Source organism: Cupriavidus sp. 22TCCZM01-5 (assembly GCF_057798915.1).
In genome coordinates this window covers 37,555-63,678 of sequence record NZ_JBYOJR010000031.1, presented here as the reverse complement: position 1 = coordinate 63,678, position 26,124 = coordinate 37,555, and the positions used below count along the sequence as shown (strand labels likewise).

The following is a 26,124-nucleotide window of genomic DNA, read 5'->3' as shown; positions in this document are numbered from 1 at the left end:
CCTGCCAAGTTGCGATATGCCCGCCAGCACAGTGACACTTGGCGAGGCCGGTCGCCGTCACCTCTCCGTCGTCACGACATGGCCAAGGCGGCGGCCCTCCCGAATTGTTCTACATCTACGTAGATCACCGAGGTCTGGTGCGTCGAGGCTGGCAAGCGCCTAAAGTTTGTTGCTGGCGTCGCCGGGGCGAGCAGCATAATGAAGCATCACCAGGCAAACCAAATGGCGACCTGACCCGCTTGGGTGATGCTACTCGAGGGTCGACCGCTATTCGTAAAAAATCCGCCACATCTCCGCTAAGCGGCTGATTTTAAAAGAAAATCTATCGCTGACAGCGCAGATTAGCAAGCTCAAGGAGCGCTTTGGCCTGTCTCAGGTGGTGTGGGTGGGCGATCGCGGCATGATTACCGCCGCTCGAATCGAGCAGGTGCTGCGCCCGGCCGGCATGAGCTGGATCACCGCGCTGCGCTCGCCGCAGATCGCCGGTTAATCGAGGAGCGCGGCCCCTGGCAGCCCTCGCTGTTCAACGAGCGCGGCCTGATCGCATTGGACAGCGCGCGCTATCCGAGCGAGCGGCTGCTGGTCTGCCGCAACCCGGCGTTGGCCGAGGAGCGCGCCAGTAAGCGCGCCGAGCTGCTGGCGGCCACCAAAGTGGAGCTGGCCGCGATCGCGCAGGCCACCGAGCGCACTCGCAATCCCCTGCGCGGCCAGGACAAGATTGGCTTGCGCGTGGGTCGCGTGATCGTATGCGCTATCGGATGGCCAAGCACTTTGAGCTGGTCATCACCGAGACGGGCTTTACGTTCACCCGCAAGCAAGAGCAGATCGATGCCGAGACCGCTCTCGATGGACTCTACGTACTGCGGACCAACGTGCAGAGTGATCGGCTATCCGACACCCAGACGGTCCTCGCCTACAAGAGCGTAGCGCAGGTCGAGCGCGCCTTTCGCGCGATGGAGACGGTCGATCTGCTGGTGGGTGCGAGCCGCGGAATCCCGCTTGCGCAACGCGGCCGAGCGGCTGATATGTACCTGAAAGGGTAGAGACTGGGCCGCCTCCCGGAAGGGCGCGCTTACGGCAATTGGGAGGGAGATTGGGAGCGCGCCTCGTTACCCCTCGGCGCCGGGAACACGCCGCCAAGCCGGTCAGTGAGTGTCCGTGCCGCTTCCTTTACCACTTCTGCCCAGGCGGGCCTTAGCCGATCACACGGCATCGTCAGGGCAATGGCTCCGGCCAGCCGGTTGGTCATGCCGAAGACAGGGGCGGCGATGCCCGCCAACTGTGGCTCGCGGTCGCCCGACAGCAATATGACTTGCCGGTGTCGGATCTGCCGGCCCAGCGCCTCATCCCCCGCATTGCTGTATGCCTGCAGTATGCGCCCGCCAGCACCGCGGTCGAGGGGCAGCAGGTCGCCTGCCTGGATGCCGTCCCTGATGGGCTGGGGGGAGTGGACGTGGTAGAGGCAAAGCCGGCAGTTGCCCTGGAGCACGTGGAAGCCTGCGCTTTCGCCGGTTACGGCTACCAGTTGGCGCAGGATCGGCATGACCAGGGCTTCCTGGGAGAACGACTGCATATAGGCCGAATGCAGCCTTGCCACGCCAGGGCCCAGGACATAAAGGCCGTCGGCTTGGCGCAAGACAAGTTGCGCGTGTTCTAGCGAGGCAAGCAGGCGCAGCACGGTGCTCTTGTAGAGGCGCGCGTGCCGGGCCAGCGCTGTCAGCGTCAGGGCGGGCGCGCCGTCGCTGAAGGCAGCCAGGAGGCACAGCGCGCGGTCGACTGCGGCCACCCCGCCGGGCGCGGCACGCTCGTCGGCCAGCGAGGCAAGGACCGGGCGTCTGGGCATGTGGCCTCGTCTTGCGTCAGGGCGACTGGTGCAGCAGCGCCTCGACAACCCCGGCGCCAAGGTTGTCCGCCGGATCGCGCTCGTAGGTGGCCCCGTGCTTGGCGAGCCCGTCGGTGTGGATGCCTGACTCGTGCGTGAACACTGCGCCGCCGACGATGCTCTTGTTGTCCGCCACCCGTCGGCCCGGGGCCAGCGCGACCAGTTGAGAGTTGCTCATCAACTCGGTGGCGTCCACGCCCGTCTCGCGTCCGTGCAGATGACGCACGCCCATCACGATTTCTTCCAACGCTGCATTGCCGGCGCGCTCGCCCAGGCCGTTGACGGTGGTGTAGGCGTGCGTGGCGCCGGCGCGCAGCGCGGCGAGCGTGTTGGCGGTGGCCAGGCCGAGGTCGTTGTGGGCGTGGATTTCGATCTCCATGTCGACCGCGTCACGCAGCCGGGCAATGGCCTCGTAGGTGCTGAACGGGTCGAGCACGCCCAGTGTGTCGGCAAAGCGCACGCGCCGCGCGCCGCACTGCTGGGCCCGCTTCGCCACGTCGGCCAGAAAGGCGGGATCGGCGCGCGAGGCATCTTCGGCCCCGAGCGAAATCTTGCGGCCGCTCTTGACCGCGACCCCGATTACTCGGGTCACCTGCGACATCACCCGGCTGCGCGGCCGGCGCAGCTTGTGCTGCAAGTGGACGTCGGACACCGGAATCGAGAGGTGCACGATGTCGGCATCGCAGCGCAGCGCGGCGGCCAGATCGCATTCCGTCAACCCCACCGTGAAGGCGACGCCGGCGGTCTGCTCGCCGTCGCGCAGCGTAGTGTCGTTGATGATCGAGTTTGACATGGCAAGCGTCGTGGTTGGCCGTTTGCCATGTTGTTGCAAGGGGTGTGCCATGTCTGCCAACGCACGAAATACGGAGCTGCGCGGCTTTCCGTGAAGTCTTTGGCGCATTCCCGGTGGCAAGGCGGCTGTCGGGATTGTCCTGTTTCGTGCAGATATGGGCGGCATCGATGCGGCGTGCGCACAGGAAAACGAAAAGGCTCCTGCGGAGCCCTTTCGATGACCGTCGCGCGAACCGGCCTGTTCAATGCTCGCGCGCGTGGTTGGGCGTATGACGTAGTCCCCGAGCCGATTGATGTGGTCACGCCGGTATGGTGAGAGCACCTTGAGCACCTCGGCATCGACAGGATGGCCAGCCGCTTGCAGGTCTTTGAGCTTGCGCGACATCCACTGCACGTTGTACAGGATGAAGGCCAACAGCCTGGAAGCCAAGCCGGAGCAGATCAAGGTCGAGATAGAAGAGTTCGCCAAGAGCTACGAAGATCCGAAGGAGGTCATCCGCTGGTACTACGGCGACCAGCAACGCCTAGCCGAAATGGAAGCCTACGTGCTCGAGAACAACGTGGTAAATTTTGTGTGCGACAAGGCCAAGGTGTTTGAGAGGGCCGTGTCGTTCGAAGAGCTGACCGCCGCTTCTGCCGCGCATGGCTGATCCGACAGACCGATTTGACGCACCGGAGAGATCCGCATGATCCGCAATGAACTGATCGACCTACTCGCCCGCACTCAGGCGTCCGCGCTCGAAACGCAGGGGCTCGGCCTGGTGCCGATGGTGGTCGAGCAGTCGGGCCGCGGCGAACGCGCCTCCGATATTTACTCGCGCCTGTTGAAGGAGCGGGTGATCTTCATGGTGGGCGAGGTCAACGACCAGACTGCCAACCTCGTGGTGGCCCAGCTGCTGTTCTTGGAAAGCGAGAATCCCGACAAGAACATCTCGCTGTACATCAACTCGCCGGGTGGTTCGGTGTCGGCTGGCCTGGCGATGTACGACACAATGCAGTTCGTCAAGCCAGATGTCACCACCCTGTGCATGGGCATGGCGGCCAGCATGGGCGCCTTCCTGCTAGCAGCCGGTGCGAAGGGCAAACGATTTGCGCTGCCGAACTCGCGCATCATGATCCACCAGCCGCTGGGCGGTGCGCGCGGCCAAGCGTCGGACATCGAGATCCAGGCGCGCGAGATCCTGTACCTGCGCGAGCGGCTGAACACGGTCCTGTCGGAAGTGACGGGCCAGCCTGTCGACAAGATCGCCCGTGATACGGACCGCGACAACTTCATGAGCGGCGACCAGGCCAAGGAATACGGCCTGATCGACAACGTGCTGACCAAGCGCGGCGCCTGAGGGCACGGCGGGCCGGTGCGCTTGTCGGCACACCGGCTCGGCGCTACCGGGGGAGAGACAGGCGCTAACCGGACAGGCCCAAAACATCGGGTCGGCAGGAACGGGAACGTGGTAAGCCCGATTCCTCGTCACTGATTCAGAGTATCGAGTCGGCGGCAGGCGACCCGCGAGGGAAGCTTTTGGGGACGCGGGTAAAAGAACGCGGAGAAAGCGAGTGGCATGGTGTAAGGATGCGTCCGTGACGTCTAAGTCGGTTGGCTGTTCCATTGCTCCTCGAACCCCGAAACCAAGCATCAAATAACCCTCAGTCGGAAGCAAGAAATTCCCTGAGTCTGTCGGCTTCCTCGGGGGCCTGTAGCTTGCTGATTGCACGGCTTTCGATCTGGCGCATCCGCTCCCGTGACAGCTTGAAGAGCTTGCCGAGGTCTTCGAGCGTACATCCTGACCCGGTATCGATGCCGTATCGTATCCGCAATATCTTGGCCTCCCGGGCCGGCAGTCTGTCGAGCGCCTCGGCAACCGCCGTACGCATGCGGGCGTGGATCGTGACATCGAGCGGAGAGTCTGTATGGATGTCTTCCAGAAAGTCGATCATCGCGTCGTCGGAATCGCCCGTGCCGACTGACGATTCCAGCGAAAGGATGTGGCTGTCGATCTTCAGCAGCGCCTGGACTTTAGCCTCCGTCAGGCCCATGCGGCTTGCAAGGGCATGTGTGGTGGGTTCCCGCCCGGTCTGTTGCCGGAGTTCCCGCTGGATCTGGCGCAGCCTGCGGATGGAATCGATGACATGCACCGGGAGCCGGATCGCATGCGCATATTCGGCAAGCGCCCGCATGACGCCCTGCTGTATCCACCAGGTCGCGTAGGTGGAGAATTTCCAGCCGCGCTGGAATTCGAACTTTTCAACCGCTCTGAGCAAGCCCATATTGCCTTCCTGGACCAGATCAAGGAACGGCAGCCCACGATTGACGTACCGCTTGGCGATCGAGACAACGAGCCTGAGGTTGGCCTCGGTCAGTTCCTGCTTCGCGCGCTGGATGCCGGATTCCGCCGCGCGAACGCGCTGGTGGATGTCTTTCAGCTGCGTCAGCCGCAAGCCCAAATGCGTTTCGATGCTGGCCAGTTCCTGCTGTCCGGCACGGATCCGGGGCAGGTGCAAGCTGACATCGGCCTTACGCATTCGAGGAATCCCTGCAGTCCGGATGGCCCACTCCGGATCGGTTTCGTGGCCGCGGAATGATTGTGCAAATGCGTTCGGCGTCATGCCGCATTGTTCGAGCGCGATTGTGCGGATGGCACGTTCGATGCCCTGGACCCGGGCGGCCCATTCCTGTACCGTGTTGCGCAGGCGGTCGATCGTCTGCCTGCCGAAGCGCATGCGTGCGAGTTCGGCCTGGATCGCCAGGCGGATATCGCCTGACGCAAACTGGCCGGCGCCGTGTTCGGCCGCCAGTTGTTCCGACAGCGTTCGCACGCGTGCAAACAGCGGGAGACAGGCATGGGTTAAGTCCAGCAGGTGCGCGTCGTTGCCGTCCGCCTTTACCGGATCGCGTTCGAATGCGGCGTCCTCTCCATCGATCTCATCATCCGGCTCTGCCTCCATGGGAACGCGCGCGGCCGGTATTCCATGCGGCCCTTCGTCGCCTGACAGGCCGTCGATCAGTGCGTCGATGCGTATCTCTCCGGCCCGGACGCGTTCAGCGTCCTCGAGCAGCATCCGGACCACTACAGGACAGAGGGAGACTGCGTGGACGATTTCGCTGTAGCCATGCTCGATGCGCTTCGCAATCCCGACCTCCTGTTCACGGGTCAATAGCCCGGTAGCCATCATTTCGCGCATGTACATCCGGACAGGGTCGGTCGTGCGGCCGAATTCGGCATCGATCGTCGATAGCGTGTCCTGCGTCTCTTCGATCATTTGTTCGTCGGGCGCCGCTCCGTGCAGCGCACCATTGAGCAGCAGCGTTTCCGCATCGGGTATGTGCTCGTACACGGCGATGCCCATGTCCTGGAACGCGTCAACCACAACATTCAACGCGGGCGATTGCGCGAAATAACCCGGAAAACAATCGTCGAGCTGCGCATGAGTCAAAAACCCTTGCGCCCGGCCAAGCTCGATCAGTGCCTGCATGTGCTGCGGTTCCGAGCGTTCGGCTGCGGCAGGAGAGACGCGTTGCGGCAAAGGTTGACCGCCTTGGTGCCGCGTATGCGACGGGCTGCCGGCGTACCTCTCTTCTGCAAGATTTTCTGGCTCGTAATCGACCAACATTCAGCTCTCCTGAGGGGCGTCCGTCTTCACCACGCGGTGTTCCGTATCGATGCCGCTTTCAAACAATTCGACGATCCGGCGCAATGCCTGCGCCTCTGGGCGGCTCTAGGCGTTGATGGCAGGCCCTAAGCCGCGGCCCGAAACAGCGGCGCCTCAATCCGCCGGGCTGCCTTCGCCCATGCCGGCTTCAGGCAGAGCACCCGACTTCCAATGCCTGTCCATCGGCGCAAGGCGCCGCGTACCGCGCGGCGTCCGGCTGCTCGTCGAAGGGCCGTGCCAGCACGTTCAACAGCCGCTGGAGTTCGGCGGCCGATCCGCGCTGCGCGTCTTCGATCGCGGCTTGCGCCAGGTGATTGCGCAGCACGTAGCGCGGGCTCACCCGCCGCATGGCTGCCGCATGGGCCGCCGTATCGCCGCCCTCGCTGGCGATGCGGGCACGCCAGTCGCGCAGCCACGCCGCACGTTCTGCGTCCGGCTCGCAGCAGTCCGCTTGTAGTGCGTCGGCAAGATCCCGGAATGCGCACGTGAAATCGGCGCGCCGGCGTTGCAGCAGCGTCAGCCAGCGGTTCACCAGCGCAGCATCGCCCTCCCGCGCGTCCCACAGGCCGAGCTTGGCGCACCAGAGGCGCATCACCTTGCGGGCGTACACCTCGTCATAGCTGGCCAGGAGCGCTCGGGCCACTTCGCCAGCCCCCTCGGGATGCTCGTTGAAAAGGCCCGCGCACGCGTCGATCAGACGCGCGCAATTCCAGCGCCCGATGGCGGGCTGGGCCGTGTACGCATAGCGGCCTTCGTGATCGGACGCTTTGCATACGTGGTGGACGCGAAAGCGTTCCATGAATCCATAAGGGCCGAGGTCCAGCGTGAGGCCAAGCACCGACAGATTGTCGGTGTTCAGCACACCGTGGCAGAACCCCAGGCTCTGCCAGTGCGCAAAGAGCGACGCCGTGCGCTCGACCACCTCGGCGAGCCATGCGATGTAGCGATCCGCCCGACCGGACAGATGCGGGAAGTGATGCACGATCACGTGCTCGGCGAGCATGACGAGCTGTGCTCGCGTCCCATGGTGCGCGTGGTACTCGAAGTGGCCGAAGCGCACGAAGCATGGCGCGACGCGGCACAGCACGGCGGCGGTCTCGCGCTCCTCGCGCTGCACCGGAAAGCTGGAGCCGATCAGCGTAAGCACGCGGGCCGTCGGTACGCCGAGCGCATGCAGTGCCTCGCAGGCGAGCAGTTCGCGGATGGATGATCGCAGCACCGCACGCCCGTCGCCCCCACGCGAAAAAGGCGTCGGCCCGGCTCCCTTCAGTTGCAGCTCCACCGAAATACCGGCTTCCGTGCGCCACTCGGCCAGCGTCAGGACACGCCCGTCTCCGAGGTGCGGCACCCATCTGCCGAACTGGTGTCCCGCATAAGCGGATGCATGGGCCGTCTGCCCCGGCCAGCCGCCATTGCCGGCAAACACTTGCCGCGCGGCCGGACTCTTGAACCAGTCGCGCGCCAGACCGATCTCATCGGCCAGTGCGGGATTCGAGTGCAACACCCGTGAGTCCGGCAGCGGCTGCGCGCTGACTGGCTCCACGTACGGCGCGCCAAGCGCTGCGAAACGCGGCGCGGCCGATACCGGCGCGGTGATGCCTGTCACGGCCCTCGCTCCTCGAGTGCGGCACGAAGCAGATGCACGAAGTGCCGCGCCTGCCGCCCGGCGCCGTCTGCGATCTGATGACGGCAGCTTGTGCCGTTGGCTAGCAGCCAAGTCTCTTCTCCCGCGGCCCGCATGGCCGGGAGGAGGCCCAGTTCCGCCATGCGTTGCGAAACGGCGTGGTGCTCGGCCTCGAAACCGAAGCTGCCGGCCATGCCGCAGCAGCCGGCATCGACGAACTCGACCTCGAGCTGTGGCACGAGCTTCAACGCGCGGCGCATCGCCTTCATCGCGCCCACGGCCTTCTGGTGGCAGTGGCCATGCACGAGCGCCCGGGCCGGCATGGGCGCGAGCAGGAGCGTGAGCCGGTGCGCATCGTGCTCGCGCGCCAGGAACTCTTCGAGCAGCAGCGCCGAAGCCGCCAGTGCCCGGGCCGGCTCGGGCGGCAGTCCGAGGCTCAGGTATTCGTCGCGGAACATCAGCAGGCACGAAGGCTCAAGCCCGATCACAGGGCGCCCCGCTGCCAGATGCGGCGCGAGTGCATCGAGCACGCGCATGGCCTCGTCACGCGCCGCCTTGACAAAGCCGCCCGACCAGGCGGTACGGCCGCAGCATAGCGCGCGCGTCCCGGGCGCTGCCCGCGCGACGTGAACGACATAGCCGGCAGCCTCCAGCACTGCCAGGGCCGCTTGCGCATTGTCCGGCTCAAAATGGTTGGTGAACGTGTCGATCCACAGCACCACCTCGGCCCGCCCGGTGCCCTCCGGAACGCGGGCGGCACGCCACCGATCGATGAAGCTGCGCGGGGCCGGCAACGGCAGCGAACGCCCTGCGGCAATCCCCAGCCAGCGTTCCCCCAGCCGCGCCAGCAACCGCGAGCGATTGCGCCAGCGCGCCAAGAGCGCCAGGGCGCGCAGCCAGGCAACCCATCGGGGCAGGCTGGCGAAGAGCCGCGTGCGCAATGCGGGGCGTTGATGACGCCATCGTTGTGCGAGTGTTTCGGTGCGCAGCGCCGCCATGTCGACGCCGTTAGGACATTCGCGCTTGCAGCCCTTGCAGCCGACGCACAAGTCCATGGCCGCGGCCAGCTCGGGCCCGGCGAACGCATCGGCGCCCAGATCGCCGTCCAGCGCCGCGCGCAAGACCGCGGCCCGCTCGCGTGTGCTGTGCGCCGTGTTGCCCGTCGCCCGGTAGCTGGGACACATCACGCTCGCACGGCCCTCGCCATTCACGCGCTGGCACAGGCGGTTGCCGATGCAGAGCGCCGCCGCTTTGCCGAAGCTGCCGCCGTGCGCGGGTACGGCGGCGTAAGCATCGCCCTCGCCGTAGGCGTCGTAGGTGGACCAGTCCAGCAGCGGCGTGACCCATACCGCGCCGGGCGCACCGTGCCGATCATGCATGGCGAGACAGGACGATCACAATCACGATGCAGCCTTCCCGGTGGCCGCCTGCGCGAGCAGCGCCTCCACGACGCCAAATCCGAGGCGGTCGGCCGGATCCAGCGTGCGCAATTTTTCGACCAGCGCCCGCGCAGCATCGTGCTCGCCGCGCCGCACGCTGATGAACGCCAGCGCTTTCAGCGTAAACAGCCAGAAGCGGGCAGGGCTGGGGATCGAGAAATCGGCATCGCCGGCGCGCACCATCCGCCAGTCGCGCGCGAGCGAGGCCTGCTCGGCGGCGACTGTGAGCGCCGTGGTGGCGACCTCATGGGCCTGCACAAGCTCGCCGCCACTCGCATGAAACTTGTAGAGCATGTAATACGCGGGCAGGGCGCGCGGAGCACTCAGCACGGCCGTCCAGAGGGACGCGCCGATTTCGGCGCGCGTTGCCCCGCGCGCCAAGTCGATCAGATGCCGGATCGACTCGGGCACGTCGCCGCCGAACAGTTCGGCGGACTCGTCCCCCGTCATCAGGTTCACCAGATCTCCTTCGGGGCGAGCAGGCGTACGACCGGCTCGCCTTGTTCCAGATGGCTGGTGAAGATCTCCTCCACGTCGGCCGCCGTGACGCCGCTGTAGAGCACGGCGTCCGGATAGACGAGGACGTTGGCGCCGCTATCGCAAGGCCCAAGGCAACCGGAGTAGGTAATCGCAACCGTGTCGGCCTGGCGTTTCTGCTGCTCGGCCCAGAAAGCCTGCAGCAGCGCGGTCGAACCCTTGCCGCCCGCGCAGGAGCCGCGCGGATGCTGCGGCGGGCGGGTCTGCGTGCAGACAAATACGTGTCGGACAGGACGTGGCATCGCGGTATCCCTCCCTCAACCGGATCAACCGAACTTGAACAGGATCCCGTGGCCGCCCCGCGGGTACTCCCATTCGATGTTTTGATGGTCGCTGCACAGAATCCGGCAGCTGCCACATTCGAGGCAGCCGTCGGTGATGAGCGTCACCGAGCCGTTGCCCTCGGCCTTGTAGCACGACGCCGGACAGACGAACGTGCAACTCTTCTGCCCGCATTCGTTCAGGCAGACGTTCGCGTCCTTGATGCGGATGTGAGGCCGGCCCGCGTCGACGCGGTAGCGGTTCTGGAACAGCTTCTCCTCGACATTGACTGTCGTCACGGTGCTCATCGGAATGCCCTCCAAAGTCTGTACGCGTCGCCCACCAGCCCAGTGAACGAACGGCTCTTGCGGAAGCTCGACATGATCGAGCGCTCCTTGCTCTTCTTGTCGACGCCGTCGACAGTGATCATGGTGCGCGCGGCGCTGGCGACCAGATCCGGATAGGTGGTGAAGAACTGCGGATTGCGATGCAGCGTGCTCGGCATGTCGCGGTACTTGTGTAGATCCTTCATCACGAAGCTGTCGTCGAGGGCGGCCTTGTAAGCCTTTAGCTCGCTGGCGCGATAGCCGCGGCCGGCTTCCTTCGCAGCAATGACCGTCTCGGCGGCGAGGCGCCCGGTCGTCATTGCGAGATTCGAGCCTTCGCGGTGCACGGCATTGACGAAGCCGCCTGAGTCGCCGACGATCATCCAGCCGTTGCCATACACCTGCGGTATCGCGTGGAAGCCGCCTTCGGGGATCAGGTGCGCGCAGTATTCCTTCATCTCGCCGCCGGCGATCAGTGGTGCGATCGACGGATGCTGCTTCATCTTCTCGATCAGCACGTATGGGCTGGTGCGGTTGGCGTTCTGCTTGAAATCGGACAGCATGCAGCCCACGCCGATCGTCAGCGATTCCTTGTTGGTGTATAGGAAGCCCGTGCCCATCATGCCGTCGGTGATCCGGCCCACCATTTCGATCACGACGCCTTCGTCTTCACCGATGTTGAAGCGCTGACGAATCGTTTCTTCCGGTATGAACAGGATTTCCTTGACTGCCAGCGCGACGTTGCCCGCTTCGATCTCGCCGTGAAAGCCGGCCTTGCGCGCAAGCGTCGAGTTCACGCCGTCGGCGAGAATCACGACGTCCGCATACACGTCGCCATGTTCGCGGTCGCACTGCACGCCGACCACCTGGTCGCCGTCAAGGATCAGGTGATTGACGGTCGTCTCGCAGATGAGGAGCGCGCCCGCTTCGCGCACCTTCGACGAGAACCACTTGTCGAACTGCGCGCGGATGATCGTGTAGCGGTTGTACGGCGGCTTGTTGTAGTCGTCGCTGCGCACGTGGGTGCCGACGAACGACGTGTCGTCGAGCATCCATAGACGCTGCTCGATGATGTGGCGTTCGAGCGGCGCATCATCGCGGAAGTCGGGGATAATCTCCTCGAGCGCCTTCGCATACAGGATCGCGCCCTGCACGTTCTTGCTGCCCGGATATTCTCCGCGCTCGATCTGAAGCACTTTCAGGCCGGCCTTGGCCATCGTGTAGGCCGCAGCGTTTCCCGATGGCCCCGCGCCCACGATGATCGCATCGAATTGCGACGGCTTTTTCATTTCGTTCCTCCTTACGCGACCTGCTTGCTGCGTGCCGACAGGTGTTCGGCGAATGCCTGCGTAAGCGCAGGCAGCACCTGCATCGCGTTGCCGACGATGCCGACATGCGCGAAGTCAAAGATCGGCGCATTGGGGTCGGTGTTGATCGCAACGATCACATCTGAACTCTCCATCCCGACCCGGTGCTGGATCGCCCCCGAGATGCCCGCCGCGATGTACAGCTTCGGCCGCACCGTCTTGCCAGTCTGGCCGACCTGCCGGTCCGCCTCGACCCAGCCGGCCTGCACGCACGGACGCGTCGCGCCAACCTCGCCGCCGAGCACGCGCGCGAGCTCGAAAACCAGCCGGAAGTTGTCCGGGTTCTTCAGGCCCTTGCCGCCGCTGACGATCACGTCCGCATAAGGCAGGTTGATCTTGTTGCTGTTCGCGTCGGCGACGAAGTCGAGCAGCTTGGTGACGATCTCGGTCTCGATCATGCCGAGCGCTTCCTGCACGATCGCGCCGCTGCGGCCGGCCTCGGCGCGCGGCATCGCCATCACGCGCGGCCGCACGGTCGCCATCTGCGGCCGGTACGCGAGCGTCATGATCGTGCAAAGCAGCGAGCCGCCGAAGGTCGGCCGTGTCGCCGCGAGCGCGCGCGAGGTCGGATCGATGTTGAGCTCGGTGCAGTCGGCGGTGAGACCGGTCAGCAGCGTGGTCGCAACCGAGCCGGCGAGATCGCGACCCATCGACGTCGCGCCGAGCAGCAGGATTTCGGGCTGGTACTTGTTGACCAGATCGGTCAGCGCCTTCGTGAAGGGCTCGTTGCGGTAGCCGAGCAGCACCGGGGCGTGAATCACGTAGGCTTTGTCGGCGCCGTAGGTGAACGCCTCGGCGGCGAACGTTTCAAGCGGCTCATCGGGGCCACCGAGTACGGCGACTGACACGTCGCTGCCGAGCTTGTCGGCAAGCTTGCGCGCCTCGCCGATCAGTTCCCACGACACGCTGTGCACGTGTCCGCGGTCGTGTTCGAGGAAGACCCAGACGCCCTTGTACGCCTTGAGGTGCTCTGGCAGATCCAGAATGCGGCCGCCGGCCTTCTTCACCGGTGCGGCGGGCTTGTGGTCGGCGGTCGTCATGTCGGTTCCTTCATCAGCAGGTCGGTTTCGAGCGTCGAATGACGCGTGAAGATCTTCTGCAACACGTTCAGTGACACGTCGCGCAGCGTCGATGTCTCGACATCGAGCATCTCAGCCTTCTCGGTGCGCGGCGTCGGGCCGAAGACCTTGCTGACGACGGTCGGCGACCCCTTCAGGCCGATCTTGCTCAGATCCTCGATGCCGGCCTGCTCCTTGTTCCATTGACGGACCGGAAAGCCGGCCGCGTGGATCATGGCGGGCAGCGTCGCAAAGCGCAGTTCGTTGGTGTTCTCGAGCATCGTGATGAGGCATGGCAGCTTGGTCTTCAGCACCTGCACGCCGCCTTCCGCGCGGCGCTCGACCACGATCGTGCGTGCGGCCGGTTCGATCTCGACGATGCGCGAAACATAGGTCAACAACTGGAGCCCAAGACGCTTCGCAATGCCGGGGCCGACCTGCGCAGTGTCGCCGTCGATCGTCTGCTTGCCGGTGAACACGATGTCGACCGCCTGTTCGCGCGCGATCTGCCGGATGCCGGCCGCAAGCGCGTAAGACGTCGCTAGCGTGTCGGCGCCCGCAAACGCGCGATCCGTGACGAGAACCGCATCGTCGGCGCCATAGCTCACGCATTTGCGCAGCGCGTCTTCTGCCTGCGGCGGGCCCATGCAGAGCGCGGTGACCTTGCCGCCGAACATGTCCTTCAGCCGCAGCGCCTCTTCGAGCGAGAACAGGTCGTAGGGGTTGGGGATTGCGGGCACGCCCTGGCGCATGATCGTGTTGGTGACCGGATGGACCCGGATCTGGGCCGAATCCGGAACCTGCTTGATGCAGACAACGATGTGCATGGTCAACCCTCCGTCATGCGGCTCCGCGCGCCGGCAGCGACGCGCGGAGGTTGTCGACGGACACGTGCTGCCGGCCATCGACATCCTGGAACACCTTGAAGACCTTTTCCTCGGCGGGCGTCGATTCGACGAAATCGGCGTATGCCCGGGCGAGCAGATCCCTATAGGCGGTGAACAGCGCCACTTCGTCATCACGCGGAAGCGACGCCTCCTGGCGGATGTACTGGAAGAAGCGCTTGAGAATGTGCAGGCGGCACACGTCGACCACCTTCTGGTCGTATGAGACGCCAAGGAACTGCATGAAGTCCTCAGCGGAGGACAGGCTTTTCATTCGTTCGGCAAGGTGCGTCATGACGAATCACTCCGGACGGCAGGAATTGGACAGGGGGCCGGCGGCGGCCATGCAGCCATCGCCGCAGCATGGGTCGCCGGATGCGCCGGCGCGCGGCGGCATTGGGCCACTGTAGATCGTGTGCTCAAGTTGGGCGACACGATCGAGCAGGCATGCCAGCGCCTTGCCGACCGGGTCGGGAATGAGGTGGTGGTTCAGGTCGTAGCCGTGCGCGGTGCGCCGCGCGCGCGGCGCAACGACCCGCCCCGGAATGCCGACGACCGTCGCGCCCTCTGGCACCGGGTCGATGACGACCGAATTTGCCGCGATGCGGGCGCTATGGCCGACGGTGATCGGCCCTAGGATCGTCGCGCCCGCTCCGACGACAACGTCGTCGCCAAGCGTGGGGTGGCGCTTACCGGGATGCCAGGTCGTGCCGCCAAGCGTGACGCCGTGGTACAGCGTAACGTCATTACCGATTTCCGCCGTCTCGCCGATCACGACGCCCGCGCCATGATCGATGAAGAACCGCGCGCCAATCGTGGCGCCCGGATGGATGTCGATGTTCGTGAAGATCCGCGCCCAGAATGACAGGAAACGTGGCAGATAGCGCCAGCCGCGCCCCCATAGCGCGTGCGCAACGCGAAAGGCGGCGACTGCATGCACGCCCGGATAGATGGTCCAGACCTCAATCCGGCTGCGGGCGGCGGGATCGCGCTCAAGCACGCAGCGCGCATCGCCTCGCAGCAGCGTCCACCATGACTGATCGGCAGCGGGACGATCGGCCGGCGCCGAAGCGGATGCCGCCTCCGCAACGGTGCTCATGACAACTCCTCCAGCAGTTCGCGTACCTCGATCAGGAAGCGGTACAGATCGCTCGCCTTCGGCGCTTGCTTGTGTTGAGTCGCATGCTGGCGGATACGCGCGAGCAGCAGGGGCACGAGCCGGTCGTTGACGGGGATCCCGAGCGCGTCATACGCGTGGCGCACGCCTTGCGAACCGGAATGTTTGCCCAGCACCAGCGAGCGCGCTCGACCAAGTTCGGCGGGATCGAAGCCTTCGTAAGTGGCTGGATGCTTGGCGAGCCCATCCGTATGAATACCGGATTCGTGTGTGAAAACGCCGCGCCCGACGATGCTCTTGTTAGCCGGCACCGCACGGCCCGAGGCCCGCTCGACCAGCCGCGAGATATCGACCAGCGCGGTAGTGTCGATGCCGGCGTCGGAGCCGAGCAGATGGCGCGAGCACATCACGACCTCTTCGAGAGGGGCGTTGCCCGCGCGCTCGCCGAGGCCGTTGACGGTGGTGTTCGCGTGGGTTGCGCCGGCGCGCAGCGCGGCGAGCGTGTTCGCCGTGGCAAGCCCGAGATCGTCGTGCGCGTGGACCTCGATCTCGATATCGACGGCGTCGCGCAGGCGCGCAATTGCTTCGTAGGTCGAGAACGGATCGAGCACGCCGAGCGTGTCGGCGAAGCGGATCCGCTGCACGCCGCACTGCTGCGCCAGTTGTGCGACTTCGGCAAGAAACGCAGGGTCGGCGCGCGACGCGTCTTCCATGCCGAGCGAGAGCTTGAGGCCACTGCTGACCGCTTCGCCGATCACCCGCCGGATTTGCGCGAACACCCAGGTGCGCGGCTGCCGCAGCTTGTACTGCAAATGGATGTCGGACACCGGCACCGACAGATGGACGATGTCCGGGTTGCAGCGCAACGCCACGGCAAGGTCGCCCGGCGTCAAGCGGCCCCACACCATCAGCTCGGCGTCCAGATTTAGATCGACGATGGCCTCGATGTCGGCGATCTCTTCCTCACCCATCGACGGGATGCCGATTTCGAGTTCGGGCACGCCGGCGCGCGTGAGCGCTGTTGCGATCGCACATTTCTCTTCGCACGTGAAGGCCACGCCCGCCGTCTGCTCGCCATCGCGCAAGGTCGTGTCGTTGATGATCGGATGAGCCATGAGTGGGGTTCCAGGAGCGTTGCAACATGCGATTGCAATTGCCGTGCCAATTCGAATTGCACGGCTGCACGCGGCCAGCGCCCTGTACGCGCTTCGTATCCGGTGTCCGGATGACGACGCGTTGTCGTGAATGTCCTGTTTCGGACAGCGATGGGCGCGCTCAGATCGCAGCCCCGGTAGCGGGGCTGGATGTCACTTTTCATAGTGCTCCTAACAGGAGGCGGCGAGTCCGGGGGCCTGTGCCGGTGTTTCAGGCCGGAAGGCGAAGCGCAAATGGCCAAGGGTGGCGCTCGCAGCGCGGAAATCGAATGTCTGAGCGCGGAGCCTGCGCCTCACACTGCGGTATTCGGGGATCGGAACGCGACGCGTCGGGTCAGGGACTCGGTGTTTGGCATCAGAACTTGCCGCATGCGGTTCTGAGCGCGGCAAGCTTGAGATGGGATTGCCGATCAATGACGATCAGCGTCTTTACGCGTGTCTGTGCCATCCCATATGGTCAGCGCCTTGAATGCATCCTCGGCAAAGTCCCGGCACGCCCACAGGTATTCGACGTGCCGGGCTTCATCCAGCCCGCGAAAGTGTTCGAGGCCGTTGGAGTGGAAGATGCCCAGAAACGCGCCCGCGCACGTCGCCTGTGGCCCTCTCGGGGCGTCCAGCACGTGGCACACCCAAAGCCGATGCTCAGAATGGTATTCAGCGCTCACGCGCCAGGTTGCGCGTATGCAGGGGGAGCTCGACCGTCAGATCCGCGTCGCGCAGTTTCACGCAGCAGGCCAGCCGTGAGTCGGCGTCGAGTCCCCATGCGTTGTCAAGCTGGTCGCTCTCTTCGTCGTCGGGCAGTGCCAGCGACGCACCGCCTTGACGGACATGAACGTGACACGTCGCGCAGGCGGCAACCATCTCGCAGGCGTGTTCAAGCTCAATGCCGTTGGCCAGCAGGCTTTCACACAGCGACGCACCGCACTTCGCGTCGAATGCGAAGCCATCGGGGCAGAGGGCGGGGTGGGGCAGGATGTGGACGCGCGGCATGCTCGCTCTTCGGGGTCTATTGTGCTGTCAGGCGATCAGGCGAGGCTGTCCACCGCACGGCCGGCCAATGCGCGCCGGATTGATGCGTCCATCCGACGTGCGGCAAAGCCTTCGGTCGCGCGGGACAGCACGTCAGCGGCTTCGCGCACCTGGTCAGTTGACGCGCCGGTGCCGAGCGCATCGGCAACGCGGAAGATCGACAGCCGGACAGCCGACAGTTCGGCGGCCGACAGCAGCGATGCGTCCTCCGACAACGCGGCTTCGGTCGCGTCGAGCAGCCTGCGCGCATCGACCTGCGCTTCGCGCAGCGAGCGCAACTGCATGTCGTCCACCGACATGTCGATCGCTTCGCGCAGCATCGACGCAATCTGGCCGTCGCTCAGCCCGTAAGACGGTTTGACCTCGACATGGGCCTCGACGCCGGTGCGCTGCTCGCGCGCGGTGACGGCGAGCAGTCCGTCCGCGTCGACCTGGAACGTGACGCGAATGCGCGCGGCGCCGGCCACCGCAGGCGGGATTCCGCGCAGATCGAAGCGTGCGAGCGAACGGCAGTCGGAGACGGATTCACGCTCGCCCTGCACGACGTGGATCGACATCACGGTCTGACCGTCCTTGAACGTCGTGAATTCCTGCGCGCGTGCGACCGGAATCGTCGAGTTGCGCGGGATGATTTTCTCGACCAGGCCGCCCATCGTTTCAATGCCGAGCGACAACGGGCACACGTCGAGCAGCAGCCAGCCGTCGCCGCCTGCGTTGCCGGCGAGGATGTCGGCCTGCTTCGCAGCGCCGAGTGCGACGACCTGGTCGGGATCGATATCGGCGAGCGGCTCCCGGCCGAACATTTCGCCCACGGCCTCACGCACGACCGGCATCCGCGTCGAGCCACCGACGAGGATTACGCCGTCGACGTCGCTGATCGCCAGTTGCGCGTCGCGCAATGCGCGCTTGGTCGCCGACAGCGTGCGCGCGAGGAGCGCTTCCGCGAGGTCAGCGAACGCTGCGCGCGACAGCGTCTGGCGCAACGCTGTACCGCTCGACAGCCGGATCGATAAGTCGGCGGTCGGCGCGTGCGACAGCGCTTCCTTCGCGGCGCGCGCGGCGGTCAGCGCGGCACGCTGTTCACCCGGCGCGAGCGCCGCGAGTCCGGCGACGCCGTGCGCACGGCACAGCCATTCGGCGATCGCGTGATCGAAATCATCGCCGCCGAGCGCCGAGTCGCCGCCGGTCGAGAGCACTTCAAACACGCCGTTCGACAGCTTCAGAACCGACACGTCGAAGGTGCCGCCGCCGAGATCGTAGACCACGAACGAACCCTGCGCGCCGCGGTCGAGGCCATACGCGACGGCGGCGGCGGTTGGCTCATTCAGCAGGCGCAGCACGGTGAGGCCGGCAAGCCGCGCGGCGTCTTTCGTAGCCTGCCGCTGCGCGTCGTCGAAATACGCGGGCACGGTGATGACGACGCCGGCCAGCTCGCCGCCGAGTGACGCTTCGGCGCGGACCCGCAGCGTGCGCAGGATTTCGGCAGACACCTCGACGGGCGAACGCTCGCCTGCGGCGGTGTCGAGCGCAACCATGCCGGGCCGGTCGATGAACCGGTACGGCAGCGCGTCGGCACCGGCCACATCCGAGAGGCTGCGGCCCATCAGCCGCTTCACCGAGACGATGGTGTTGCAGGGATCGTCAACCTGATGTGTGCGCGCGTCGCGGCCGACGTCGGTGTCACCGGACGGATGGTAGCGCACGATCGAAGGCAGCAGTGCTTCGCCATCCGCATCCGGCAGCACGCGCGCGAGCGCGCTCTGTACGGTGGCGACGAGAGAGTTCGTCGTGCCAAGATCGATGCCGGCGGCGAGCCGGTGCTGATGCGGCGCAGCGGCCAGGCCGGGTTCGGCGATCTGCAAGAGTGCCATGTCGGTTTCCGGTTCGATCGATTCTGAATCTCGCGCGCGGCCCGGCTCAGACGGCGAAGCTCTCGCCGCAGCCGCAGTTCGCGGTCGCGTTCGGGTTGTGGAACTTGAAGCCTTCGTTCAACCCCTCACGGACGAAGTCGAGCTCGGTGCCATCCAGCATCGGCAGGCTGCGCGGATCGACTACGACCTTGACGCCATGCGCATCGAAGCAATGATCTTCGTCATTCGGCGCATCGACGAATTCGAGCGCATACGCAAAGCCCGAACAGCCGCTCGTCTTGACCGCGAGGCGCAGCCCGATGCCGCTGCCGCGTTTTTTCAGTGCGTTCTCGACATGGCGCGCCGCCGCCAAGGTCAGGGAGATTGCCATCGCGCCCTCACATCGAAAAGGAACTGCCGCAGCCACAGGTGCTCTGCGCGTTCGGGTTCTGGATCACGAAGCGCGAGCCTTCGAACCCGTCCTCGTAATCGACGCGGGCGCCCGCGAGATATTGCTGGCTCATCGAATCGATCACCAGCGTGACGCCATCGGTGACGATCTGCAGATCATCTTCGGCAACCTGATCGTCAAATGCGAAGCCGTACTGGAAGCCGGAGCATCCGCCGCCGGACACGTACAGACGCAGCTTCAGCGCAGGGTTGCCTTCGGATTCGATCAGCGACGCGACCTTCGCCGCCGCGTCCGGGGTGAAATCGACAAACGACGGCGGCAGGGCCGGTGCATCGGCGGGGGCGGATTGCAGGGTTTCCATTGTGCTGTCCTCATAGGGGAAAGAAGATGGACGTCAATTCAAATCAAATTCAGCTTGCGCCGGATTAGGCGGCAGGCTGTGTGACGGTGCGGGGATCGGCGCCGGCCGTTCCATCCACCTCCGAGTGACGCGCACGGAAATCGGCAACGGCCGCCTTGATCGCGTCCTCGGCGAGAATCGAGCAGTGGATCTTCACTGGCGGCAGCGCGAGTTCTTCCGCGATGTCGGTGTTCTTGATCGCCAGCGCTTCATCGAGCGTGCGGCCGCGCACCCATTCCGTAACGAGCGAACTCGACGCAATCGCAGAGCCGCAGCCGTAGGTCTTGAACTTGGCGTCCTCGATCACGCCGGCTTCATTGACGCGGATCTGGAGCTTCATCACGTCGCCGCAGGCGGGTGCGCCGACCATCCCCGTGCCGACACCTTCCATGTCTGCGTCGAACGAGCCGACGTTGCGGGGATTTTCGTAGTGGTCGAGGACCTTGTCACTGTATGCCATTGCATGCTCCGCGTGGTGCGTGGTTTGTGGGGAAGGGCGCTCAGTGCGCGGCCCACTGGATTGCTGCCAGATCAATGCCATCGCGCGCGAGATCCCAGAGTGGGCTCATCGCGCGCAGGCGGGCGACGACGTCGGTGAGCCGCGCGACTGCAAGATCGATTTCGGCTTCAGTCGTGAAGCGGCCGAGCGAGAAGCGGATTGAGCTGTGCGCGAGTTCATCCGGGCGGCCCATCGCGCGCAGCACGTAACTGGGTTCGAGGCTCGCCGACGTGCATGCGGAGCCTGATGACACGGCGATGCCCTTGATGCCCATCAGCAGCGATTCGCCTTCAACGTAATGGAAGCTGACGTTCAGATATTGCGGCGCGCTGTGTTCGAGGTCGGTGTTCAGTTCGACTGCATCGAGCTTCGACAAGCCGGCCCACAGCCGTTCGCGCAGTGCGTGGATACGCTCGTTGTCGAGCAATATGCTTTCGCGCGCGAGCCAGAACGCATGGCCCATGCCGACGATCTGATGGGTCGGCAGCGTGCCCGAGCGCATGCCGCGCTCGTGGCCGCCGCCGTGCATCTGGCTTGCGATCCGCACGCGCGGCTTGCGGCGGACGTAGAGCGCGCCAATCCCTTTCGGGCCATACACCTTGTGAGCGGAGAACGACATCAGATCGACGGGTAGCGTGTCGAGGTCGATCGGCACCTTGCCGGCTGCCTGGGCAGCGTCAACGTGCAGCAGCACGCCGCGCGCACGGCATATCGCGCCGAGCATCGCGACATCCTGTACCACGCCGGTCTCGTTGTTCACGTACATCACCGACGCGAGCACGGTACCGGGCGTCAGTGCGGCCTCGAACTCAGCGGGATCGACCAGGCCGTTTTCGCGGACCGGTAGCACGACGGCCTCGTAGCCCTGACGTTCGAGCTCGCGCACCGTGTCGAGCACCGCCTTGTGCTCGGTCGCCACCGTCACGATGCGCCGCCCACGCACCTGGTTGAACTGCACGGCGCCCTTGATGGCAAGGTTGTTCGATTCCGTTGCGCCGGACGTCCAGACGATTTCGCGCGGATCGGCGTTGACGAGGCTTGCGACCTGCTCGCGCGCCAGTTCGACCGCTTCCTCCGCCGCCCAGCCATACGCGTGCGAGCGGCTCGCGGGGTTGCCGTAGATCTGCGTCATGTACGGCAACATGCGATGCGCGACCCGCGGATCGACCGGCGTGGTGGCCGCGTAGTCCAGATAAACGGGCTGCTCCCGATGGGGGCGGGCGTCCGGCATGATGAACTCCTCGACAGCGATCTTGACGAGGGGCCATCCGCAAACTCCATGCCATGGTTTTTTTGCCTGAGAACGCTGTATTGACGTATATGTGTGTGTCGCGGGGTGTTGTCTTTGTCGGAAGCGGGTGTGTGAGGATCGGGTGGTCTTGTCGGATTTGTCGGCTTTGTCGAAACCCATAGACTGTGTATGTCCGATTTTGTAAGTTACGGGCAAGTTATGGGCGCGAATATTGCTTGCATTGTCGGAAAATGCGGTCAGCCATCGCGGAGCGAAAGCCCATGCCGAATACCCATAGAAGTGAGCGCCATCGTGATCTCGACGTCGTTTATGAAGTTGGCAAGACACTGATCTCTTCGCTGGATGTCAGCCGGACCTTCGACACGACGCTGCGTTATCTTGCCTATGCACTCAACTGGCGTTCCGCATTCATCGTCGTGACCGTCCCGGACGGCAGTCTGAGCGGCCTGTGCAGCATCGGGCTGTCGGCCGACTGGCGGCAGCGCGTGCGGTTCCTCCCCGGCGAAGGCATCGTCGGGCGCATCTTCACAAGCGGGTCGCCGGTGATCGTGCCGGAAGTACGCAACGAGCCGCTGTTCCTCGATCGCACTGGCGGCGCCGGGACGCCGGAAGAAGGGGCGGTCGCGCTGCTCGGCATGCCGATCCGGCACGAACAGCGCACGCTCGGCGTGCTCGTCGCGTTCTGCAAGAATGTGGACGGCAGCCGCGTGTTCGCAAACGACCTGCATCTGCTGAAAATCGTCGCGACGCTGATGGGGCAGGCGCTGCTGCTTCATCGTAGCGTCAGCTCTGCGCACGACCGGCTTCAGAGCGAGGTGCGGCGGATGCAGAAGGCGATCCGGCCCGTGCAACAGCTCGATCAGGTGGTCGGCGTGTCGGCGCCGATGCAGGAGGTATTCTCGCAGGTCCACCAGGTTGCGCCGGCGCGCACGACGGTGCTGTTGCGCGGCGAGAGCGGCACCGGCAAGGAAGTGATCGCACGTGCGATTCACCGGCTGTCGCAGCGCAGGGACGAGGTGTTCATCTCCGTGAACTGCGCGGCACTGACCGAGACCCTGCTCGAAAGCGAACTGTTCGGCCATGAGAAGGGCGCCTTCACCGGTGCACAAGGTTTACGCAAGGGGCGCTTCGAAATGGCGCACGGCGGCACGCTGTTCCTCGACGAGGTCGGCGACATCTCGCCGTCGTTCCAGGCGAAGCTGCTGCGCGTGCTGCAGGAGCGCGAGTTCGAGCGGGTCGGCGGCACGATGCCAGTGAAGGTTAACGTGAGATTGATTCTCGCTACCAATCGCAATCTCGAACGCATGGTGAAGGATGGCGAGTTCCGCGCCGATCTCTATTACCGGATCAATGTCGTCAGCATTCAGCTGCCCCCGCTGCGCGAGCGGCGCGATGACATTCCGGCGATGGCGCAGCATTTTCTCGAGCGATTCAACCGCGACAACAACCGGTCGCTGCGCTTCAGCGAAGAGGCGATGCGCGTGCTGACGAGCTGCTATTGGCCGGGCAACGTGCGGGAGCTGGAGAATTGCGTGGAGCGCACCGCGACGATGACGCACCACGACATGATCGACCGCCTCGCATTCCTCTGCCAGGAGGACCGCTGCCTGACGAAGGTGCTGCATCACATCGAGCGGGAGGACGCGGTGCGTCCTTCGCGGCTCGCGGATATTCCAGTCTACGAAGCGCCGACGCCCCATTCCGGCGGCGCCTGCGCGGACGTGCCGCACGAGCACAAGGTGGATGGGCTGCATGCCGACGACCCGCACGATCCTTATGAATCGTATGGCGGCGTCAGTGGTGATGAGGGTAAGCCGGAAGGCGAGCGCGACCGGCTGATCTGGGCGATGGAACGCTGCGGCTGGGTACAAGCAAAGGCCGCGCGGCTCCTGAATATCACGCCGCGGCAGATCGGCTACGCGCTGCATAAGTACGGGATCGAAGTCCGGCGCTTCTGAGCGACAAAGGAAACGTTGCCATCGCACGCGCGCGCAGCAATGCGCGCGCGTGTTGCGTTTACCGGTTCCAGTTAATTCCGGTTACCCGTGTCTCGCGCGCATTGTGCGCTTTGTCGCAACCTCGACAGGTAACGCCGATGTTGTCGCCTCCACACCCCTGACGTCTGCGACAATTCGCACATGCATTTCCTCCAGAACCCGCCGCTGGCGCGGGTCCGAGCGCGTGGCACGGATCTGGCTTTGCAGGACGCACGCACCCCCGTCGCCTGTTCTGGAGAGAACCGATGCAAAGTCTTGAGAACGCCAGTACCCCCCCATCGTCGGCCTACATCGGCATTGGCCAGATCAAGTCTCTCGGCGAGCCGCTAGACGTGCCGGCCACCGGCGGCGGTTGCGGAACGCACGGCGGCGACGGCAAGGCGAGCTGCGGCTCGTCGGGCGGCCCCGACGACATGCCAGCCGAGATCTGGGACAAGGTCAAGAACCACCCGTGCTACTCGGAAGAAGCGCATCACCACTACGCGCGGATGCACGTCGCGGTCGCGCCGGCCTGTAACATCCAGTGCAACTACTGCAACCGCAAATACGACTGCTCGAACGAATCGCGTCCCGGCGTGGTGTCGCAGAAGCTGACGCCCGAGCAGGCAGTGAAGAAGGTCGTCGCGGTTGCCAGCGAGATTCCGCAGATGACGGTGCTCGGCGTTGCCGGCCCCGGCGATTCGCTCGCCAACCCCAAGAAGACCTTCGACACGTTCCGGATGCTGCAAGAGCAGGCGCCCGACATCAAGCTGTGCCTGTCCACCAACGGGCTCGCGCTGCCGGAGCTGGTCGATGAAATCTGCAAGTACAACATCGACCACGTGACGATCACGATCAATATGGTCGATCCGGCGGTCGGCGAGAAGATCTATCCGTGGATTTTCTGGGATCACAAGCGTGTGACAGGCTATGAGGCCGCGAAGATCCTGCACGAGCAGCAGATGAAGGGTCTTGAGATGCTGACCGCGCGCGGCGTGCTGACCAAGATCAACTCGGTGCTGATCCCGGGCATCAACGACGAGCACCTGATCGAGGTGAACCGCGAGGTGAAGAAGCGCGGCGCGTTCCTGCACAACATCATGCCGCTGATCTCCGAAGCCGAGCACGGCACCTACTTCGGCTTGAACGGCCAGCGCGGCCCGACCGCGCAGGAACTGAAGGCGGTGCAGGACGCATGCATGGGCGGCGCGAACCTGATGCGTCACTGCCGCCAGTGCCGCGCGGACGCGGTCGGCCTGCTCGGTGAGGACCGCAGCGAGGAATTCACGCTCGACAAGATCGAACAGATGGAAGTCGTGTATGACCTCGATCGACGCCGTGAATACCAGAACCGCGTCGAGGAAGAGCGCAACGCGCAGCATGCGGCGAAGCAGGAAGCGCTGGCCGCGTCGAAGGCGATCGACGTCGCGGAGGACCTGAAGGTGCTGGTGGCCGTCGCGACCAAGGGCCGCGGCCGCGTGAACGAGCATTTCGGCCACGTGACCGAGTTCCAGATCTTCGAGGTGTCGGCGGCCGAAGCGCTGTTCGTCGGCCATCGCCGCGTCGATCTGTACTGCCAGGGCGGCTTCGGTGACGACGAGCAGTTGCCGTCGGTGGTGCGCGCGATCAATGACTGCCATGCGGTACTGGTCGCCAAGATCGGTGCGTGCCCGCGCGATGAACTGGCACAGGCCGGCATCGAGCCGGTGGACCAGTTCGCCGGCGAGTTCATCGAGAAGGCGGCGTTGGCCTGGTTCAACGATTACCGCGGCCGCATCGCATCCGGCGCGATCGTGCACGCCGACCGCGGCGACGCGGCGATCCGCCAAGGCGCATTTACCAGCGGTGTGGCAGCGGCCTGAGCATTGCCCGATGGCGCCGCTCCTGAAGGTGAAAGGGGCGGTGCCAATCAGATATCACCCCCACGAGAGGAGCATCAAGATGGCCCTGAAGATTATCGGTTCGACCTGCACCGGCTGTTCCGCGTGCGAGCCGGAGTGTCCGAACGTTGCGATCAGCGAGAAGGGCGGCGTGTTCGTCATCGACCCGAAGAAGTGCACGGAATGCGAAGGGCATTTCGACGCCCCGCAATGCGTGGCGGTATGCCCGGTCGATGGCTGCATCGTACAGGCCTGACGCATCGCATTCACCGCACGACGCAATCGCAATCGTGCGTTTCAACCATAAGGAGTGAATAGGGATCATGCTGCCCAATGTGACCATCACCAGCGCGGCCGACAAGTTCATGCGCCGCATCGTCCGCTTCTCGGGGCTGCCCGCCGGCGCGGGTCTGCGTCTCGCTGTCAGCCCGGGCGGCTGCTCGGGCTACAACTCCGAGTTCAGCGCCGAGGCCGAGCCGGGGCCTGGGGAGCAGGTGCTGGAGATCGACGGCCTGCGCCTGTTCCTGGCGGCGGAGAGCCGCATGCTCCTCGACGGCGTGACGATCGATTTCATCGATACGCCGACGCAGTCGGGCCTCAAGTTCACCAACCCCAGCCAGGCGCCATGCGCGTGCAGCAGTGCCGAGCCGGCCGCCCCCGGCCTTGCCAAGATCGGCATCGATGCGATCGGGCGCGGGCGGCCGCCCGGGCTGTCGCGTCCGTCCTGAGCGACAGGA

At 65.0% G+C, this 26,124-nt stretch carries 25 protein-coding genes and 4 pseudogenes; 7 read left to right on the top strand and 22 right to left on the bottom strand.

Annotation, left to right across the window (positions count from 1 at the left end):
• Positions 1-325: 325 nt before the first annotated feature.
• Positions 326-977, top strand: a pseudogene (locus tag AC3FNH_RS24600) (IS1634 family transposase); the annotation flags it as partial.
• A 95-nt stretch (positions 978-1,072) separates the two neighbouring features.
• Here AC3FNH_RS24600 and AC3FNH_RS24595 read toward each other — a convergent pair.
• The 3 genes and pseudogenes from AC3FNH_RS24595 to AC3FNH_RS24585 all read right to left on the bottom strand — a co-directional run.
• Entirely contained in the window at positions 1,073-1,843 is a 771-nt protein-coding gene (locus tag AC3FNH_RS24595; protein ID WP_488721911.1) for an IclR family transcriptional regulator, read from the bottom strand.
• A 55-nt stretch (positions 1,844-1,898) separates the two neighbouring features.
• Positions 1,899-2,675: pseudogene (locus AC3FNH_RS24590) on the bottom strand (homocitrate synthase/isopropylmalate synthase family protein); the annotation flags it as partial.
• 333 nt (positions 2,676-3,008) lie between these two features.
• A pseudogene (locus tag AC3FNH_RS24585) lies at positions 3,009-3,059 on the bottom strand (hypothetical protein); the annotation flags it as partial.
• 19 nt (positions 3,060-3,078) lie between these two features.
• Here AC3FNH_RS24585 and AC3FNH_RS24580 point away from each other — a divergent pair.
• A pseudogene (locus tag AC3FNH_RS24580) lies at positions 3,079-3,324 on the top strand (trigger factor); the annotation flags it as partial.
• A 36-nt stretch (positions 3,325-3,360) separates the two neighbouring features.
• Positions 3,361-4,014, top strand: coding sequence for an ATP-dependent Clp endopeptidase proteolytic subunit ClpP (gene clpP / locus AC3FNH_RS24575; RefSeq protein WP_488721910.1), 654 nt, complete (start codon positions 3,361-3,363; stop codon positions 4,012-4,014).
• Positions 4,015-4,318: 304 nt separating this feature from the next.
• Here the strand turns inward: clpP and rpoD are convergent, their stop codons facing one another.
• The 19 genes from rpoD to AC3FNH_RS24480 form a co-directional block, all read right to left on the bottom strand.
• Positions 4,319-6,283, bottom strand: coding sequence for an RNA polymerase sigma factor RpoD (rpoD, locus tag AC3FNH_RS24570; protein WP_488721909.1), 1,965 nt, complete (start codon positions 6,281-6,283; stop codon positions 4,319-4,321).
• 187 nt (positions 6,284-6,470) lie between these two features.
• Positions 6,471-7,928, bottom strand: coding sequence for a protein adenylyltransferase SelO (locus AC3FNH_RS24565; RefSeq protein ID WP_488721908.1), 1,458 nt, complete (start codon positions 7,926-7,928; stop codon positions 6,471-6,473).
• Positions 7,925-9,325, bottom strand: coding sequence for a (Fe-S)-binding protein (locus tag AC3FNH_RS24560; RefSeq protein WP_488721907.1), 1,401 nt, complete (start codon positions 9,323-9,325; stop codon positions 7,925-7,927). Before AC3FNH_RS24560 ends, AC3FNH_RS24565 begins: the two co-directional genes overlap by 4 nt.
• 21 nt (positions 9,326-9,346) lie before the next feature.
• On the bottom strand, positions 9,347-9,844 hold the full coding sequence (locus AC3FNH_RS24555) for a hypothetical protein (protein WP_488721906.1): 498 nt from the start codon (positions 9,842-9,844) through the stop codon (positions 9,347-9,349).
• A complete protein-coding gene (locus tag AC3FNH_RS24550) occupies positions 9,841-10,164 on the bottom strand; it encodes a (2Fe-2S) ferredoxin domain-containing protein (protein ID WP_488721905.1) in 324 nt (107 codons plus the stop codon). Before AC3FNH_RS24550 ends, AC3FNH_RS24555 begins: the two co-directional genes overlap by 4 nt.
• A gap of 24 nt (positions 10,165-10,188) precedes the next feature.
• Complete coding sequence (locus tag AC3FNH_RS24545) at positions 10,189-10,491, bottom strand: ferredoxin family protein (protein ID WP_488721904.1); 303 nt, start codon at positions 10,489-10,491, stop codon at positions 10,189-10,191.
• Positions 10,488-11,798 (bottom strand): FAD-dependent monooxygenase, encoded by a 1,311-nt coding sequence (locus AC3FNH_RS24540; protein ID WP_488721903.1) that lies wholly within the window; start codon positions 11,796-11,798, stop codon positions 10,488-10,490. Before AC3FNH_RS24540 ends, AC3FNH_RS24545 begins: the two co-directional genes overlap by 4 nt.
• An 11-nt stretch (positions 11,799-11,809) precedes the next feature.
• Complete coding sequence (locus AC3FNH_RS24535) at positions 11,810-12,916, bottom strand: electron transfer flavoprotein subunit alpha/FixB family protein (RefSeq protein WP_488721902.1); 1,107 nt, start codon at positions 12,914-12,916, stop codon at positions 11,810-11,812.
• Entirely contained in the window at positions 12,913-13,761 is an 849-nt protein-coding gene (locus AC3FNH_RS24530; protein ID WP_488721901.1) for an electron transfer flavoprotein subunit beta/FixA family protein, read from the bottom strand. The genes AC3FNH_RS24535 and AC3FNH_RS24530 overlap by 4 nt, the downstream gene beginning before the upstream one ends.
• Positions 13,762-13,774: 13 nt before the next feature.
• Positions 13,775-14,113 carry a nitrogenase stabilizing/protective protein NifW gene (gene nifW / locus AC3FNH_RS24525; protein WP_488721900.1) on the bottom strand — a complete coding sequence of 113 codons (339 nt, stop codon included), beginning with the start codon at positions 14,111-14,113 and terminating at the stop codon, positions 13,775-13,777.
• Positions 14,114-14,119: 6 nt separating this feature from the next.
• Positions 14,120-14,917, bottom strand: a complete 798-nt coding sequence (cysE, locus tag AC3FNH_RS24520) for a serine O-acetyltransferase (protein WP_488721899.1) — start codon at positions 14,915-14,917, stop codon at positions 14,120-14,122.
• Positions 14,914-16,050, bottom strand: a complete 1,137-nt coding sequence (nifV, locus tag AC3FNH_RS24515) for a homocitrate synthase (protein WP_488721898.1) — start codon at positions 16,048-16,050, stop codon at positions 14,914-14,916. The genes cysE and nifV overlap by 4 nt, the downstream gene beginning before the upstream one ends.
• Before the next feature lie 449 nt (positions 16,051-16,499).
• Positions 16,500-16,754: a hypothetical protein gene (locus tag AC3FNH_RS24510; RefSeq protein ID WP_488721897.1), complete on the bottom strand. Its 255-nt coding sequence runs from the start codon at positions 16,752-16,754 to the stop codon at positions 16,500-16,502.
• Positions 16,744-17,079: a 2Fe-2S iron-sulfur cluster-binding protein gene (locus AC3FNH_RS24505; RefSeq protein ID WP_488721896.1), complete on the bottom strand. Its 336-nt coding sequence runs from the start codon at positions 17,077-17,079 to the stop codon at positions 16,744-16,746. The genes AC3FNH_RS24510 and AC3FNH_RS24505 overlap by 11 nt, the downstream gene beginning before the upstream one ends.
• A 35-nt stretch (positions 17,080-17,114) precedes the next feature.
• On the bottom strand, positions 17,115-18,989 hold the full coding sequence (hscA, locus tag AC3FNH_RS24500) for a Fe-S protein assembly chaperone HscA (protein ID WP_488721895.1): 1,875 nt from the start codon (positions 18,987-18,989) through the stop codon (positions 17,115-17,117).
• Positions 18,990-19,035: 46 nt separating this feature from the next.
• Positions 19,036-19,359, bottom strand: coding sequence for an iron-sulfur cluster assembly protein IscA (gene iscA, locus AC3FNH_RS24495; protein WP_488721894.1), 324 nt, complete (start codon positions 19,357-19,359; stop codon positions 19,036-19,038).
• Positions 19,360-19,366: 7 nt separating this feature from the next.
• Positions 19,367-19,741 carry an iron-sulfur cluster insertion protein ErpA gene (gene erpA / locus AC3FNH_RS24490; protein ID WP_488721893.1) on the bottom strand — a complete coding sequence of 125 codons (375 nt, stop codon included), beginning with the start codon at positions 19,739-19,741 and terminating at the stop codon, positions 19,367-19,369.
• Positions 19,742-19,805: 64 nt separating this feature from the next.
• Positions 19,806-20,240 carry a Fe-S cluster assembly scaffold IscU gene (gene iscU, locus AC3FNH_RS24485; protein WP_488721892.1) on the bottom strand — a complete coding sequence of 145 codons (435 nt, stop codon included), beginning with the start codon at positions 20,238-20,240 and terminating at the stop codon, positions 19,806-19,808.
• 40 nt (positions 20,241-20,280) lie between these two features.
• On the bottom strand, positions 20,281-21,510 hold the full coding sequence (locus tag AC3FNH_RS24480; protein WP_488721891.1) for an IscS subfamily cysteine desulfurase: 1,230 nt from the start codon (positions 21,508-21,510) through the stop codon (positions 20,281-20,283).
• Between the two features lie 281 nt (positions 21,511-21,791).
• Between AC3FNH_RS24480 and nifA the strand changes: the two genes are divergently transcribed.
• From nifA to AC3FNH_RS24460, 4 genes are all read left to right on the top strand, one after another.
• Positions 21,792-23,489, top strand: a complete 1,698-nt coding sequence (gene nifA, locus AC3FNH_RS24475) for a nif-specific transcriptional activator NifA (RefSeq protein ID WP_488721890.1) — start codon at positions 21,792-21,794, stop codon at positions 23,487-23,489.
• A gap of 284 nt (positions 23,490-23,773) precedes the next feature.
• Positions 23,774-25,369: a nitrogenase cofactor biosynthesis protein NifB gene (gene nifB, locus AC3FNH_RS24470; protein WP_488721889.1), complete on the top strand. Its 1,596-nt coding sequence runs from the start codon at positions 23,774-23,776 to the stop codon at positions 25,367-25,369.
• Between the two features lie 79 nt (positions 25,370-25,448).
• Positions 25,449-25,643, top strand: a complete 195-nt coding sequence (locus AC3FNH_RS24465; RefSeq protein ID WP_488721888.1) for a 4Fe-4S dicluster domain-containing protein — start codon at positions 25,449-25,451, stop codon at positions 25,641-25,643.
• 67 nt (positions 25,644-25,710) lie between these two features.
• Positions 25,711-26,115, top strand: a complete 405-nt coding sequence (locus AC3FNH_RS24460) for a HesB/IscA family protein (protein ID WP_488721887.1) — start codon at positions 25,711-25,713, stop codon at positions 26,113-26,115.
• The last annotated feature ends 9 nt before the right edge of the window (positions 26,116-26,124 follow it).